Below are 14,914 nucleotides of genomic sequence, written 5' to 3' on the forward strand. Positions count from 1 at the left end.
CGGTAGCGCCTTTGTGCAGTTCATGGCGGGGATGTGGCAGTTCATGGCGGGTGAACGCCGACGCCGTCGGCCCGTCGCGCGCTGTCGGTCCTCGGATGTCCGCCGGGCGTCAGGTGACGATCCCGAACTCCTTGATCTTGCGGTAGATCGTGGCGCGGGAGATCCCGAGCGCATGTGCGGCAGCAGCTTTGCTGTTGCCGTTCTCCTCCAGACTGCGCACGATCGCATCACGTTCGAGCGCCTCGATGCGGGTGAGCGTGTGCCGACTCGTGGTCCGGCACCGTGGCGGGAGTTGGCCGACGCCGATCACCCCGGAACGCTGATGGGTGACCACCTCTCGTAGCGTCTGGCGCAATTCGGCCACGTTGCCGGGCCACCCGTACTTGCTGAGCTGAGCCATGGCGTCGGAGGCCACGGTGAGCTCCCGTCCACGGGTGAGCTGGCGCAGCAGGGCAGGTACGAGATCGTGGAGATCCTCGATGCGGTGCCGCAACGGCGGCAACTCGACGGTGTGGCCGAAGAAGGGCAACAGCATCGACGCGGCATCGGCCGAATGCAGGGCGGTGGTGACGCCGAGCCAGCCGGCGTACTCCCGGCCGGGCAGCAGGTCGGCGATCGCGGCCTGGGTGTGGGCGGGCACCCGGTCGAGGTCACGCAGGATGATGCAGAACCCGTCGCGGTCGAGTTCGATGGCGAGGGCGTCGAGGGCCTCGTCACTGTCCGACGTGGAATCGGGGTCGGCATCGAAATCGTCGGCGGTGAAGATCCGCGTCGTCGACGGCTGGTAGCGTTCGGCGGCAGCGCGCAGCAAAGCTGTACGGCCGGAACCACTTTCGCCGGCCACGGCGATCCACTGCCCGGCCTGGACGTGACCGGAGATCCGTGCACAGCACTGCCGCCAGGACGAGCTGCGTCCGACCACCCCGGGCAACGAGGCGACGGGACGCAGCGGGGTGGAGGCAGCAGGCGTGGGCGCGGAATCGAGGAGATGGACCCGGAACACCGCGATCGCGGTATCGGAGTCGTAGTGCTCGTCGACCGGTGACAATCGCGCGACCCGACCGCTGGGCAATGTGCTGACGCGATTCGCCGACACCCGGTCCGGGGACTGGTCGACGGCGTGTTCGAGGATCGCGAGTTGGTCGCCGGGATCGATGCTGTGGCGCAGTCGACGGTTCATCAGCACCACGTCGCCGGAGATGGCGAGCACCATCGCCTGCGGGGCTCGCCGGCAGGTGGCGAGGTAGGCGTTGAGCAGCCGGGATTCCCGTTCGCTGGCCTGCGAGACCATGCGGTGCACAATCTGCGAGGTGGCGGATTTGGCCAAGGACAGCAGCAGCGTCGAGGGGTGTTCGTCGTCGGACGGACAGGTGAGGTCGAGGGCGCCGACGACCGCCCCGGAGATGGGGTGCACGATCGGCACACCCGCGCAGGACAGCGGCCCGAGACATCCGGCGTAATGCTCGGATCCGCGGACCAGGGTGGGCTGGCGGGTCTCGAGTGCGGTGCCGATTCCGTTGGTGCCGGCGTGCTCCTCGCTGTAGCTGTACCCCGGGGCGAGGCTGACCTCGTCGAGCATCTGCTGCAGGCGGCGGCTGGCGGTGGTGCGTGAGAGCACCACCCCGTCGGCGGAGGTCAGGATGATCGAGACCGGCTCGGTGGACAGATCGTCGGCGAGTTGGCTCAGGATCGGGCGGGCCGCACTGACCAACGGGCCCTCGAGGTTCGGTTCGCGGACGAACGGCAGCTCGAGACGATCAGCGTGGACGTTGAACGCACGCGAACGCTTCCACGACGTCGAAATCGAGTCGCGGACGGCATCATCGAGCGCGTCGTCGCTCAGGAATTTCTCCCGGGCTCTGGCGATCGCTGCGGTGGACATGGCTGCTGGTGGTGTGGGCTGTGGAATCACCGAGCAAAAGGCTCCTCTGCGATCGGGGGCTCCGCTGTGATCTGGGTCTCACCTGCTGCGAGTGTACCCCCTGGGGAGGACCGGCCGCGATCAACGCCGCGAACGAATCTCATCGTCCGGATCGCGGCCGGCCCAGTCCTGGGTGGGAATGATTCGGCGTCGATCATTCCCGGGCGGTGTGTGCCGGGCCCGTCGACCCGGCACACACACGACTCAGTAGATGTTGGACGGGCGGACCATGCCCTCGGCCAGATCGCCGAAGCCCGGCGCGGGGATGGCGCCGGGGTTGCCGAGCACCTCCTCGACCACCGCTGTCTCGGTGGTGATCAGCAATGCCGCGATCGACGCGGCGCTCTCCAATGCCGCGCGGGTCACCTTGCACGGATCGATGACGCCCTCGTCGAACATGTCGCCGTAGGAGCCGCTCAGGGCGTTGAACCCGTGCCCGAGGGGCAGCCCGGTCACCACCTTGACCACCTCTTCGCCGTCGTAGCCGGCGTTGGTCGCGATCCAGAACAGCGGCTCGGCCAGCGAGTTGCGCACCACCTGCACACCGGCGCCCTCATCGCCGGAGGTGTCCAGCGATTCCAGGGCCCGGTGGGACTGGGCGAGTGCCGTGCCGCCACCCGAGACGATCCCGGCCTCCACCGCTGCCCGGGTCGCGGCCAGGGCGTCCTCGACCCGCAGCATGCGTTCCTTGAGCTCGACACTGGTGACACCGCCGACCCGGATCACCGCGACCCGGCCGGTCATCCGCGCGATCCGCAGTTCCAGGGCGTCGCGGTCGGCGTCGATTCGTGCCCGCTCGAGCTGGGCCTCCAGATGGCGCACCCGGGCGTCGACGAGCTCCTGCTCGCCGTGCGCGCCGACGATGGTCGTCTCGTTCTCGGTGACGGTCACGCGATCACAGGTGCCGAGGTGCTCCATGCTGACCTCGGAGAGTTCGATCCCGGTGTCCTTGGCGATCACGTGGCCGCCGAGGGCGACCGAGAGATCCTCGAGTTCGGCGATCCGGCGATGCCCGAATCCCGGGGCGCGGACCACCACCGACCGCATCGTGTTGTGCATGTTGCCGCCGACGAGCAGTTGCAGGGCCGGTCCGTCGACGTCCTCGGCCAGCACCAGCAGTGGCCGATCGGCACGCTTGGCGACCTCGATGGCAGGCATGATCTCCTGCACCGAGGTGATCTTCTTGTTGGTGAGCAGCACGACCGGGTTGTCGAGCACCGCCTCCATGCGTTCGGGATTGGTCACCATGTACCCGGAGATGTACCCGTGATCGAATTCGATGCCGTCGACGACCTCGACCGACAGCCCGAGCGTGTCGCTCTCCTCGGTGGTGATGACGCCGTTCTTGCCGACGTGTTCGACGGCGGCGGCGATGACCTCACCGATCACCTCGTCGTCGCTGGCGGCCAGCGACGCGATGCGTTCGAGGTCACTGCGGCCGCCGATCTGCACGGCCTGCTCGGTCAGCGAGCCCAGGACGGCGGCGACGGCGCGTTCGATACCCCGCCGCACCCGCATCGGATTGGCGCCCTGCTCGACGGCCCGCAGGCCCTCCCGGACCATGGCCTGGGCCAGGACCGTCGCGGTGGTGGTGCCGTCACCGACGACCCCGTTGGTCTTCATGGCGACTTCCTTGACCAGTTGGGCGCCCATGTTGGCGAACGGGTCTCGGAGCTGGATCTCGCGGGCGATGGTCACACCGTCGTTGGTGATCGTCGGTGGTCCGGTGAGCTTCTCCAGGACGGCGTTGCGACCCTTGGGTCCCAACGTCACCTTGACCGCGTCGGCGAGGGCATTGACGCCCCGTTCCAGCCGCAGCCGCGCTTCGGCGTTGTAGCGCAACTCCTTGGCCATGTTGTCCAACCTTTCTCGAATATCTTGCGGGGTAGATCTTTTCGGGTGTTTACGGTGTTCTCGGGTGCGGTCAGGGGATCAGGATGGCGCGCCCCCTGACCTTGCCTGCATCGAGGTCGTCGAGGGCCTGCTGGAAATCGGTGAGCGGATAGGTCGCGGTGTGCAGCGTGACCTTGCCCTGGGCGGCCAGCGTCATCAGTTCGGTGAGGTCGTTGTAGGAACCGACGAGATTGCCGATGAAGTTGATCTCGGTCGAGATGATGTCGATGGTGGGGACATTGATGTTCTCGCCGTACCCGACGACGAAATAGTTGCCGGCCTGCCGCAGCATCGCGACGCCCTCGGCGGTCGCGCCGCCCTCGCCGACGAAGTCGAGCACCGCCTCGGCGCCCTTGCCATCGGTCAGTGCCAGAACCTTCTCGATGTGGTTGCCGTCGGCGACGATTCCCTCGTGCGCACCGACCTCGACGGCGAGTGCCACCGCGTCGGGGTTGCGGTCGAGCACCACGATGGTGACTCCGGAGATCGCCGAGAGCACCTGAATCCCGATGTGGCCCAATCCGCCTGCGCCGATCACGACGCACGTGTCACCGGGGCGGGTCATCCGCGCGACCTTGGCGGCCGCGTGATAGGCGGTCAACCCGGCGTCGGCGAGTGCGGCCACCGCGGCGGGCTCGAGTGAGTCGTCGATGCGCACCACGCTGCGGGCGGTCGTCTTCAGATAGTCGGCGTAGCCGCCGTCGGTGTCGATGCCGGGGAACTTGCTGTTCTCGCAATGCACGTCGTCACCGTCGCGGCACGCCCGGCACAGCCCGCAGGTGATCAGCGGGTGCAGGATCACCTTGTCGCCCACCGCGACGTTGGTGACGGCATCGCCGATCGCCTCGACCCAGCCGGCGTTCTCGTGGCCGATCGTGTACGGAAGGGCCACACCGCTCTTGGCCTCCCACTGGCCCTCGAGGATGTGCAGGTCGGTCCGGCACACGCCGGCACCGCCGATGCGCACGATCACATCGAGTGGCCCGGTGATCTCCGGATCCGGAATCTCGTTGAGCTGCAACTTGTCGTGGTATCCGACCACCTGTACTGCTCTCATGCCGACCTCTTCTCGTCGATTGCGCCCCCGCTGGTGCGCAGATTGGTGATGACCGGGCCGCTGGTGCCGTCACACTCGCCGTCGTCGGCGTAACGGGTGGCCAGCAGGCCGCGGCAGAAATGGCTGTTGCCCTCCATGGAGATCCGCACCGATCGCGCGAAGCGCAATCGCATCGGGATCTGCTCGGGCGGCAGCGTGGTGCCGTCCTCACCGACGACGACCCGGCAGTTGGGACACACACCCAGGCCCAGCTGCACGCGGCGGCGCAGCAGTGCCCACTTGGCGGGGCCGTCGGGCAGATCGCGCAGCAACAGATGCTCACAGTCCTCGACGGTGGCCTGACCGGACGAGATGAGCTTGGCCACAGCGCGTTCCATCGCCGCGGTGTGCGCCTTGCGCAGGAACGTCAGCCGCAGCTCCTCGAGATCCTGTTCGGCCTCCACACCGAAGGTGCCCTTGTAGCCGGCGTGCGCGGCGAGCCCGGCGTTGATCTTGTCCGAGTCGTGGTGGTCGTCGAGCATGACCCGCACATCCCCGATGCCGTCGATGTCCTCGAGTGCGTCGAGGGCATCGGAGGCCATCAGATACGCGAAGTTGGGCGAGCAGAACGACGTGGGCAACCGCAGGTGAACGGCGACCCCGTCGTCGTCGATGAAGATCGATCGGACGAAGTTCAACTCGGTGATCGGTTGGTCGAGTTCGGGATCGAGCACCGTACCGAGTGCCCCGAGCACCGCGTCGACGACCATCACATCGGTATCGGTCGGCTCCGACAGCGCCGTCATGATGCCACCGCATCCTTCGCGCCCGCGGCCACCTCGGCTCCCGGGTCGGCGGCATCGGTGGGGATGCGCAGTTCGGCGGGCACCTCGATGTGCGGGTACAGCGCGGCGGCGTTGAGGCCGAGGATCTTTCGTTTCTGATCGGTGGTGATCGGGGCGTACTCGGTCATGTCCTCCGGGATCTGGAAGTCGACGAAACGCTCAACCAGCCACTGCGGTGTCCACAGCGCGTAGTCGCTGGCGAAGAGGATCTTGTCCTCGCCGATCCAGTACAGGAGCTCACCGATGATCTGTGCGAAGTAGCGCGGTCGCGTGTGGATGAACGGAATCGCCACGGCCAGACCGCCGTAGACATTCGACTCCTGAGTGGCGATCCAGCAGAAGTCCTCGAGGCGGGGGAGCCCGACGTGCTCGATGATGAAGTTCAGGTCGAGATAGTCGGTGGCGACCTTGTCCACGTCGGCGACGTCGAAGGCATCGCGGTCGAGCGGCCGGATGGTGGGGCCCTTGTGCACGTGCACGTTCTTGATGCCCAGCTTGATGCACTCCTCGAGATACCGGCGCGACCAGTGGTCGTCGAGCTTGTATCCCCGTGAGTCGCCATGCCATTCGGCCGTGTAGAGCTTCACGCCCTTGAGATCCATCGTCTCGGCGTCGCGGCGGAGCTGCTCGAGGCCGTCCTCGCCGTCGCGCGGATCATAGGCGTGGTTGTAGGTGAGTTTGCCGGGATTGTCCTGACAGAGCTTCAGCGAGTCGTCGACCTGCGCGAAACCGTTGACGTAGAAATCCCGCAGGATGGTGGCCTGGAAGATGGCGTGATCGGCCGGCCCCTCCTCGAAGAGATCCCGCATGAGGCGATCGGGGCCGTAGTAGCAGTAGGTGTCGTAATCCCACAGCTCCTCGGCGGGACTGAGATTGCGGTGATAGTCGTAGAAGCAGTCGATGAACTGTTTGCCGTGGATGTTGCGCTGGTTGGATTCGCGGCCGTCCCACAGGTGGACGTGGGCATCGACGATGAAATACTTGTCGCCATTCTTCTCGTACATCGGTATCACTCGCTCTCTCGCGGCGTTGACGGGGCTGTGTGGGCTGAAAACTGGTGCTGTGGTGTCTTGTCGGATGGTGGAATTCGCCGCCGGGGCCTGCTTGCGGGGGCGGAATGACCCCGGCGGCGAAGTTCTCTGGCGACCGCTCCTAGGAGGCGGTCAGGTCGAAGCCGATGAACTCGGCGGCGTCCTCGGGGCTGGCGAACAGGATGGTCTTGTCGTCGAGATGGACCATCCGTCCGTAGTGGGTCGAACTGATCTCCTCGAAGATCGATCCGTCGAAGTCCTGGCCGAGGGCGTCGGTCAGTTCGTCGTAGTCGAAGTCGAGGCGGTTGATCCCGTCGACGCGGATCATCGACGGGTATTCGGTGAGTTCGACGCCGTCCTTGGCGCCCATCACGTCGGCGACGACGCGTCCGATCGGTGTGTTCATGAGCGTCACACCGCACATGTTGGAGAACTCGGTGTCGGCTCCGAATTGCATGGTGCTCACTTGTTCAACTCCTCTGGGATATCGACATCGATGGCTGCCAGGACATCGGCGAACTTGGTCTTCGCGTGTTCGAGGCTGGATGAGAACGTGACGGACTTGTCCGCCGGCTGCGACCAGATCGGCTGGAGTCCGCGCGCGGCGTCGAGGCACCGGGGAACCCATTCGGACATCCACCGCGAGAACAGCTTCCGATTGTCGATGCCGTGCTTCTCGTCGCGGGCGAGCATCTGGAACAGGGCGCGCGAGTAGTTCAGGTCCCGGTCGTAGTCGTACTCTCCGGTGCCGACGATCGTCGGGGTGATGTAGTCGCCGTTGCGGGCGGCGACCTGCATGACCAGTTCGGACCGGAACAGCGAGCCCACCAGCTGCTCGAAGACGATGTTGGAGCAGAACAACAATTCGGCCCAGTCGCCGATCGCAGTCAGGCGTTCGACGGCCTCGCGGGTGGGCTGCCACTCGGGAGCCGACTGCCAGACCTCCTTGTGCGCCGACCCGTCGAACGCCTCCTCGGCCTCGGAGAGGTCGAGATTGAACAGCGCCAGATCCTGCGCGAAACGCAGTTTGTGGGCGGCGTTGACGCACACCGCGTTGTTGATCATGTTGGTCGGCGCGGACCGCTGAATCGAGGTGAACACGTGCAGGCCCATGCCGCTCTCGGCGTGCATCCAGGCTCCGAGGTTGCGCTCGATGAACTTGAGCCACGCGGAGTTCCAGCCGTCGTAGGCCCGTGCGCGCTTGGCGTTCTGCAGGCACAGATCCACCTGATGCACGACCGCGGAGTTGTTGCGGTAGATCGACTGTTCCCACTCCTCGTTGGGGTCGAGGAACTGATGCCAGTTGCTCGACTGCGCCGAGGTCCATTCCTTCGGGTATCCGCCGGGGCCGTCGCCGAAGCCGTAGATCCAGCCCTGGGTGAGGTGCCGTTCGGGATCCGGCTGGACGTCGACGGTGACGTCCTCGTAGATCGTGGCGCGCTTCTTGGAGGGCTGATAGTAGTTGTACTTGCGGCTGCGGCTGCTCGGGAATTCCCGTGCGCCGGCCTCGGCGTCGGTGAATTCGATGGACGGGAAACTGCGTTCCCGGGGTTGCGCTGGTGCGGACATACCTTTCGTTCCTGTCGTTCAGGCTGACTCGACCGCGGTGGTCGTGATCAGGAGTCGAATGCCGGGCTGGTGAACTTGTCGTAGAAGATCTGGTCGTGGGGAACCGAATGCTGTTCCGCCAGTGCGAGAGCTGCATCGACCATGGGTGGGGGACCGCAGAAATACACCTCCGTTCGGGCCAGGTCCGCTTCGTTGTCGTTGACGATGTCGGTGACGTTCCCGCCGATGACGGTGACGCCCTCGGGTGCGTTGTCGGTGCTCTCCGACAGACATGCGGTGAACGAGAAGTCGTCGATCTTCTCACCGAGAGTGGCGATTTCGTCGAGTAGAAAGAGATCGGCGGCGGTGCGGGCTCCGTAATAGAACCGAACCGGACGGTTCAGGCCGGTCTCGCTGATGTGTCTCAGGAGAGACAGTAGCGGCGCCATCCCCGCGCCGCCGCCGATTGCCACGATTGGCAGGACGTGCCCGTTGCGCAGGGTGCACGACCCGTACGGACCGTTCAGCTTGATCTCCTGACCCACCGACAGGCCGTCGGTGAGCATGCCGGCGAACAGTCCACCGGGATACTTCTTGATCAGGAACTCGAGCCGATCCGGGGTGGCCGGGGTGGTGGCGATCGAGAACGACCGCTTGTCCTCGGTGCCCGGGATGAACAGGTCGAAATACTGTCCCGACTTGAACTCCACGGACTCCGGTTCGACGACATCGAGTTTCAGGGACACGATGTCGGGGGTCATCGGTTCGATGGCAGCGACTTTCGTGGTGACATCCTGAATGGGTGCACCGCCGAGGAGTTCGTCCTCGTCGAAGTTGAGGAGCTCGATCTCGCAGTCGCTGTAAGCGTATGTGCGACAGAGGAGTACGTAACCCTCGGCCTCTTCGGCGTCATTGCAGGCGAAGGTGGAGTAGTCGTCCATCTGGACGTCGCCCTCGAGCATGTACGACTTGCAGGCCGAACAACGGCCCTCGCGGCAGCCGTGCATGAGGTGGATTCCCTGTCGGAATGCGGCGTCGAGGATGGTTTCGTCCTCGCCGACCTCCATCTCGATGTCGACGGGTTCGAAGCTGATCTTGTGGGTGTCGGCCATGAAGTCTCCTGGGGCGCAAGGCGGTGTGCGGGTGTGGCCGGAACGGCCAGGGCGCATCGAGGTCACGCGTGCGGTGGTGGGCCTCGATACGCCCTCGCCAGGGGCTCCCGGCGTTTCCGGATCAGGGCGTCACGGATCAGACCGTGACGGCCCCGTTCTTATTGGCCATGTAGGCGGCGATGTGAGCTTCACGCTCGTCATCGCTCATTTCGTTGAGCGCCACGTTGGGGCTGCCGAACGGGATGCCGCGCACATCGTCGAGCGTCCACATCTTCTTGGGGTCGAGATCCAGATGCGGTTGCGGGATCAGGGTCTTGCCGTCATCGCGGACGTAGCCGAGATCGGTGATGATGTCGGCGAGATCCTTGCCGTGATGCAGCGTCTCCCATTCGCGGAAACCGGTGAGGCGCCCCATGTTCGGGGTCGGTCGACCCTCGTACTCCGGGCGGAACGCCACCTTGTCGGTCCAGGCGCAGGTCTCCGAGCAGTAGGTGCGCCACTGGCCGTCGACCTTGTCGGTGACCATGTCCTCGCGGATGAGGCACGGCACCATACAGGTCCAGCAGCGGTGCGGGTACTCGTAGTCGACGTCCTCGAAGGCGATCGGCTTGTTCTTGCCGGGGTAGGCCAGACGGTTGTAGTTCTCCCACCACTTGCCGAACTTGTTGTACCAGCCGGGGTACTTCTCCTCGAACCACTCGAAGTCGGTGTCGGTCATGGCGTCGATCCGCCAGTAGTTGACCGGCCAGCCGGTGGCGAAGAAGCGGGCGACCTCGTGCACGTAGTGCTTGTCGACGATGCGGTTCCAGGCCTCCTCGACGAGATCGTGCGGGATGGTCAACCCGTACTTCTCCAGGGGCAGAAGGTAACTGCGGTAGTAGTCGTCGTAGATCCACCGACGCCACATCTCGGCGTAGGACTCCCGGTCCTTGCGGCGGTCCTTGGTGCCGTACTCGATGAAGGTACCGATCGCGGCGTCGACGACGCAGTGGTTGTTCCACCATGCGTAGCGCAGATCCCGTTCGAGCAGCGGACGATTGCGCTCGTCGGCCAGGGCCATCAGCAGGATGGAGTAGCCGTTGGAGATGTGCCGGGACTCATCGGACTGCACCGAGTGGAAGACCGTCGGCAGCAGGTAGTCGCCGTTGGCCGCGGCCTCGTCGGGCATCGCCACGAACAAGGTGTTGGTGAATGCCGTCTCGGCGACCACCGTCAGGTAGATGTTCGCGGCGGTGATGGCGTCACCGGTGATGAATCCCTCGCCGAACTGCCGGCCGATCGTGCCCGCGTAGTTGTTGGCGAAGGCCTTTTCGGTGATGTCGAAGCCGGCCGGGTCGATGTAGTTGTTCATGTACAGCTTCTTGAGGTTCATCTGGATCGTCGAATGACGAACCTCGTCGATCATCTGTACCGCGAGACCGTTGTGGATCTCCGGGTTGGGGACGGCGTCGATGGCCATCGGCATCGCGCGGGCCGCCGAGATCTCGGGGAACGGGATGATCGACAAGAACAGCTTCTGCCATTCGAGCCAGCGTTCCTGGACCTGACGGAACATGTTGCCGCGGATCGCGCCGTCCATGGCGCCGTAGACGCGGTTGTCCTTCTCCTCTTCCATCGGGAAGTACGACCGCATGATCTGCTTGAGCGGATCCTTTTTTGGTGCCTTCTCGAACGTGTAGTCGGTTCCGAACCGGGTTGCCGGGGTGGCGAAGGTGGGCTCCCACGACAGCTCGGTGATCTTCGCATGGGCCTTGGTCAAGCTCTGCCTGCTCAATGTGCGCCTCCTGTAGAAGAGCCGACGCGGTGTCGGCCTGCGGGCTGAAGCGCTACCGATACAACCGCGTGACGCGTCTCACACCCGTCTCACTGTGAGACTGGCCACATATCCGCTGGTGTGGATCGGCGGTTGTGGTGGACCTGGAACAGGCTGACCAGCGCGGATGTGTGTCGACTTCGCCTTTGCGTGTCCTGCAGGGCGCACAAACCCGAAGTCGACACACATCCGCGGCAGATCTGACGTCGGGCGGAACTGCGGCAAGGCGTGCCGCGTCCAACTCGGCATGATGACCTTTCCCGCCGATACCCACGGCCTCATCCATCGAGCGTCGGTGATCGCGGTCGGACTGACCGACGAGGATCTCGCCCGAGCGGTGCGCACCAAGCAGATCGTGCGGATCGTCCGCGGGGTCTACGCCGAGGCGGTGCGCCGGGAGCCCGAGGAACTGCACCGACTGACCGCGATCGCAACGGTGCTCACTGGGACCTCCGACGCGCCGTTGAGTCACCAGAGCGCGGCCGCGGTCCACGGCCTCGCCATGCTCGAACCCAACTTCCGTCGCGTACACCGCACCGCGCCGACGGGCTTTCGGACCACGACGCTGCACTGTCACGTCGGCGAAGTGTCCGAGGCGCACACCGTCGTGATCGACGGCGTGTCGGTGACCTCGCTCGAACGGACCGCCGTCGATGTCGCTTGCGGCGCCGACGGTTTCGCGAGGGCACTGGCCGTCTTCGACGCCGCGCTCCGCCGGGGTGCCGATCGTGAGGTGATGGCCATGATGCTGGCCGGTTCTCGTCGCGGGGTCGGGCGGGCCCGGCATGCACTGCGCTTCGCCGACGGAAATGCCGAGAGCCCGGGGGAGTCGTGGAGTCGCGCCCAACTGATCGAAGCCGGGCTGCGTCCGGCTCGGCTGCAGCATGAGTTCTACGACAAGCACGGCATCTTCGTCGCCCGGACCGATTTCGACTGGGACGGTCTGCTCGTCGGGGAGTTCGACGGCAAGGTCAAGTACCAGAAGCTACTGAGGCCCGGAGAGGACGTCACCGAGGTCGTGCTGCGCGAGAAGGCACGCGAAGACGCGCTCCGCGCGATGGGCATCATGGTGATCCGCTGGGTCTGGGACGATCTCCGGCGCGGCACCGTGGTCGCCAAGGTGCGTCACTGGCTGGTTCACCTCGCGCTGATGGCGGCCTGACCGGCGGTGAATGTGTGTCGACTTCGGGGTTGTGTGTCCTGCAGGACACACAACCCCGAAGTCGACACAGGTCTGCGCCGGTCGTCGGGGTCTGCGTCGTCGGCGTTTCAGTCGTCGAGCGCTCGGTACACCGCGGCCTCGAAATCCAAAGCCGCACTCATCGCCGTCGGGTCCGCGAACGGGAAGAGCTGGGTCCCCCAGGCGCCGGCGATCCCGCTCGACGGATCGATCCAGAAGTACACGTTCGCCAGTCCGGCCCACCCGTAGGAGCCGCCGCGGCGCCCGGTGGGGGCGTCGGTCTCGTTGGTCATCGCGAGAAGATTCCAGCCCTTGGCGATGCCGGGGAAGAATTCCGCGTCGCGGGTGCATCGCGGATCGACGCCGGGCAGTGCGGTGACCTGCAGGTCACCGAGCTGATCGGCGGTGGCCGCGGCGACCGTCTCCGGTCGCAGGAGTTGCTCGCCGTGCTCGGTGCGCCCGCCGCGCAGCCACAGCCGCAGGAACCGAAGGACGTCGGGGATCGTGGAGTAGAGGCCCTGCCCGCCCATGTCGACCGGTGGTGCATCCGGCGCCGTCGGGGCGCGCAGCGCCTTGAGGGAGCCGTCGGGCAGACGGGCGTGCAGTGCGGCGGCGCGGGCCAGTGCGGCACCGTCGCGCGCAAAGGCGGTGTCGGACATGCCCAGTGGCGTCAACAACCGCTGCGTCATCGTGTCGCCGAGGCGGTGGCCGGTGATGCCCTCGATCACCAATCCGACCCAGTCGAGGTTGGTTCCGTACTCCCAGCGGGTGCCGGGATCGAACATCAGCGTCGTCCCCAAGGATTCGACGGTGCCGGTGGCCACGTCGGGCAGATCCTGGGCCCGGGCCACCCGGGTGAAGTCCGCGTCGAAGAAGGCGTAGGCGAAACCCGCTGTGTGGGTGAGGAGTTGCCGGGTGGTCGGGATGCTTGCCGGTTCCCGCAGGCGTGGCGTGCCGTCGTCGTCGAATCCGTCGAGCACGGTGAGTCCGGCCAGACGGGGCTCGTACTCGGCAGCGGGGGCGTCGAGGTCGAGGACGCCGTCGTCGACGAGTTGCAGCGCGACGGTTGCGGTGAGCGACTTGGTGACCGAGTAGAGGGCGAGTACCGAGTCGGTGGCGATTGGGCCGACGGAACCGAGGTGGACGGTCTGCTCGGCGGTGCTCACCCCGGTGACGACGCCGGGCAGGGCCGAGGTGTCGGTGGAACGCAACCAGTCGTCGGCAGCGCGGGCGATGCGGTCGGTCGCGGCGTCCGGTGCGGCGTGTGGTGCGGAGTGTGGTGTGGGTGTCGCCATGGCGACTACCCTGCCAGGTCGCCGACGAAGCGCTCCAACCGCTCGAGTGCGTCGGTGAGATCGGCGGTCGAGGCCGCATACGACAGCCGGATGTGGTCGTCGGCGGTGGCGACGCCGAAATCCTTGCCCGGGGTGAGCGCGACGTGCGCCTCGAGCAGGGCACGGTCGCAGAACTCCGCCGACCCCAGGCCCGTCGGCGAGACGTCGATGTAGACGTAGAACGCGCCGTCCGGCGGGACCGGGACGGGTAGGCCGATGCGCTCGAGGCCGTCGAGGACGAGGCGACGGCGATTGACGAACTCCCGTCGACGATCCTCGGCGACACCGAGCGACTCCGGGGTGAAACAGCTCAATGCCGCGTGCTGCGCCGGGGCCGGCGGGCTGACGTAGTAGTTCTGCGCGAGCCGCTCGACGACGTCGACGAGGCCGTCGGGCAGGATCGCCCACCCCAGCCGCCATCCGGTCATGCCGAAGTACTTGGAGAAACTGTTGATGACGACGGTCGACGCCGTTGCGGTCGGGTCGGTGAGCACACTGCGCGGCGGATGGCCGTCGGCGTCGGGATCGGCGAGGCCCAGGTAGATTTCGTCGACGATGCTCCACCCACCGCGATCGCCGACCTCGCGACACAGCCGACGCAGGTCGTCGTGGGGGATCGAGGTGCCCGTCGGATTCGACGGCGAGGCCACGATCACCCCGCGTGTCTCCTCGTGCCAAGACCGTGTGACGAGGTCCGGTGTCAGTTGGTAATACGTCTCCGGTGTCGTGGGAATCAACGACACCCGCGCTCCGAAGCTCTCGGCGAACTGCCGATTGCACGGATAGGACGGGTCGCCGATGAGCACCCCGTCGCCGTCGTCGATCAGCGCAGCGCAGGTCAGCAGCAGCGCCGCCGAGGCGCCGGTGGTGACGGCGACCCGACGCGGATCGACCTCGGCGCGAAAGTGCGTCGCGTAGAACCCGGCGATCGCCTCGCGCAGCTCGACGGTGCCGAGGGCCTCGGTGTAGGCCATCGGCCGGCCGTCGGCGGCGTCGCGGGCTGCGGCGAGGAACTGCGGGGGCGGGCCGAAATCCGGTTCGCCGATGTTGAGTCGGATGACCCTGTGCCCGGCCGCCTCCACGGCCGCGGCCTTCTTGGCGAACTCCATCGCGTAGAAGGGTGCCACCCGGTGCGCGCGCCGCGAGATGTGCATGGACACATTCTGCTCACGGCGCGCGCCGGAGGGGTCGGTGGGTGGGC

General features: G+C 66.2%; 12 protein-coding genes. 1 reads left to right on the forward strand and 11 read right to left on the reverse strand.

The genetic code is table 11. The features are described 5' to 3' along the window. Positions 1-109: 109 nt before the first annotated feature. The 9 genes from P3L18_RS11950 to P3L18_RS11990 all read right to left on the reverse strand — a co-directional run bounded on the left by P3L18_RS11950 (position 110) and on the right by P3L18_RS11990 (position 11,160). Positions 110-1,882 carry a GAF domain-containing protein gene (locus P3L18_RS11950; RefSeq protein WP_172398873.1) on the reverse strand — a complete coding sequence of 591 codons (1,773 nt, stop codon included), beginning with the start codon at positions 1,880-1,882 and terminating at the stop codon, positions 110-112. 243 nt (positions 1,883-2,125) lie between these two features. Further along, complete coding sequence (gene groL, locus P3L18_RS11955; RefSeq protein ID WP_265076781.1) at positions 2,126-3,775, reverse strand: chaperonin GroEL; 1,650 nt, start codon at positions 3,773-3,775, stop codon at positions 2,126-2,128. A 70-nt stretch (positions 3,776-3,845) separates the two neighbouring features. After that, a complete protein-coding gene (locus P3L18_RS11960) occupies positions 3,846-4,871 on the reverse strand; it encodes an NAD(P)-dependent alcohol dehydrogenase (protein WP_006370694.1) in 1,026 nt (341 codons plus the stop codon). Then, positions 4,868-5,656: an iron-sulfur cluster assembly protein gene (locus tag P3L18_RS11965; protein WP_006370695.1), complete on the reverse strand. Its 789-nt coding sequence runs from the start codon at positions 5,654-5,656 to the stop codon at positions 4,868-4,870. The genes P3L18_RS11960 and P3L18_RS11965 overlap by 4 nt, the downstream gene beginning before the upstream one ends. Further along, complete coding sequence (locus tag P3L18_RS11970; RefSeq protein WP_006370696.1) at positions 5,653-6,699, reverse strand: amidohydrolase family protein; 1,047 nt, start codon at positions 6,697-6,699, stop codon at positions 5,653-5,655. Before P3L18_RS11970 ends, P3L18_RS11965 begins: the two co-directional genes overlap by 4 nt. A 148-nt stretch (positions 6,700-6,847) precedes the next feature. Continuing rightward, positions 6,848-7,183: a propane 2-monooxygenase effector subunit MimD gene (locus P3L18_RS11975; RefSeq protein ID WP_276114182.1), complete on the reverse strand. Its 336-nt coding sequence runs from the start codon at positions 7,181-7,183 to the stop codon at positions 6,848-6,850. Positions 7,184-7,188: 5 nt separating this feature from the next. Further along, positions 7,189-8,295 (reverse strand): aromatic/alkene monooxygenase hydroxylase subunit beta, encoded by a 1,107-nt coding sequence (locus P3L18_RS11980; protein WP_006370698.1) that lies wholly within the window; start codon positions 8,293-8,295, stop codon positions 7,189-7,191. 47 nt (positions 8,296-8,342) lie between these two features. Then, positions 8,343-9,386, reverse strand: a complete 1,044-nt coding sequence (locus P3L18_RS11985; protein WP_006370699.1) for a 2Fe-2S iron-sulfur cluster-binding protein — start codon at positions 9,384-9,386, stop codon at positions 8,343-8,345. Positions 9,387-9,522: 136 nt separating this feature from the next. Continuing rightward, positions 9,523-11,160 carry an aromatic/alkene/methane monooxygenase hydroxylase/oxygenase subunit alpha gene (locus tag P3L18_RS11990; RefSeq protein WP_006370700.1) on the reverse strand — a complete coding sequence of 546 codons (1,638 nt, stop codon included), beginning with the start codon at positions 11,158-11,160 and terminating at the stop codon, positions 9,523-9,525. Positions 11,161-11,446: 286 nt separating this feature from the next. On the opposite strand from P3L18_RS11990, the gene P3L18_RS11995 reads away from it, so the two are divergent. Next, positions 11,447-12,361 carry a hypothetical protein gene (locus P3L18_RS11995; protein WP_079930575.1) on the forward strand — a complete coding sequence of 305 codons (915 nt, stop codon included), beginning with the start codon at positions 11,447-11,449 and terminating at the stop codon, positions 12,359-12,361. A 107-nt stretch (positions 12,362-12,468) separates the two neighbouring features. Here the strand turns inward: P3L18_RS11995 and P3L18_RS12000 are convergent, their stop codons facing one another. Beyond that, a complete protein-coding gene (locus P3L18_RS12000; RefSeq protein WP_276114160.1) occupies positions 12,469-13,674 on the reverse strand; it encodes a serine hydrolase domain-containing protein in 1,206 nt (401 codons plus the stop codon). A 5-nt stretch (positions 13,675-13,679) separates the two neighbouring features. Then, positions 13,680-14,867, reverse strand: coding sequence for an aminotransferase class I/II-fold pyridoxal phosphate-dependent enzyme (locus tag P3L18_RS12005; RefSeq protein WP_079930573.1), 1,188 nt, complete (start codon positions 14,865-14,867; stop codon positions 13,680-13,682). Positions 14,868-14,914 lie beyond the last annotated feature (47 nt).

It is taken from the genome of Gordonia sp. N1V, from assembly GCF_029269935.1.
Classification (GTDB): domain Bacteria; phylum Actinomycetota; class Actinomycetes; order Mycobacteriales; family Mycobacteriaceae; genus Gordonia; species Gordonia polyisoprenivorans.

Bases quoted from the DNA above. Each gene is read 5' to 3' on its own strand.
- P3L18_RS11950 (WP_172398873.1), bottom strand. From the start codon at position 1,882: ATGTCCACCGCAGCGATCGCCAGAGCCCGGGAGAAATTCCTGAGCGAC.
- groL (WP_265076781.1), bottom strand. From the start codon at position 3,775: ATGGCCAAGGAGTTGCGCTACAACGCCGAAGCGCGGCTGCGGCTGGAA.
- P3L18_RS11960 (WP_006370694.1), bottom strand. From the start codon at position 4,871: ATGAGAGCAGTACAGGTGGTCGGATACCACGACAAGTTGCAGCTCAAC.
- P3L18_RS11965 (WP_006370695.1), bottom strand. From the start codon at position 5,656: ATGACGGCGCTGTCGGAGCCGACCGATACCGATGTGATGGTCGTCGAC.
- P3L18_RS11970 (WP_006370696.1), bottom strand. From the start codon at position 6,699: ATGTACGAGAAGAATGGCGACAAGTATTTCATCGTCGATGCCCACGTC.
- P3L18_RS11975 (WP_276114182.1), bottom strand. From the start codon at position 7,183: ATGCAATTCGGAGCCGACACCGAGTTCTCCAACATGTGCGGTGTGACG.
- P3L18_RS11980 (WP_006370698.1), bottom strand. From the start codon at position 8,295: ATGTCCGCACCAGCGCAACCCCGGGAACGCAGTTTCCCGTCCATCGAA.
- P3L18_RS11985 (WP_006370699.1), bottom strand. From the start codon at position 9,386: ATGGCCGACACCCACAAGATCAGCTTCGAACCCGTCGACATCGAGATG.
- P3L18_RS11995 (WP_079930575.1), top strand. From the start codon at position 11,447: ATGATGACCTTTCCCGCCGATACCCACGGCCTCATCCATCGAGCGTCG.
- P3L18_RS12000 (WP_276114160.1), bottom strand. From the start codon at position 13,674: ATGGCGACACCCACACCACACTCCGCACCACACGCCGCACCGGACGCC.
- P3L18_RS12005 (WP_079930573.1), bottom strand. From the start codon at position 14,867: ATGCACATCTCGCGGCGCGCGCACCGGGTGGCACCCTTCTACGCGATG.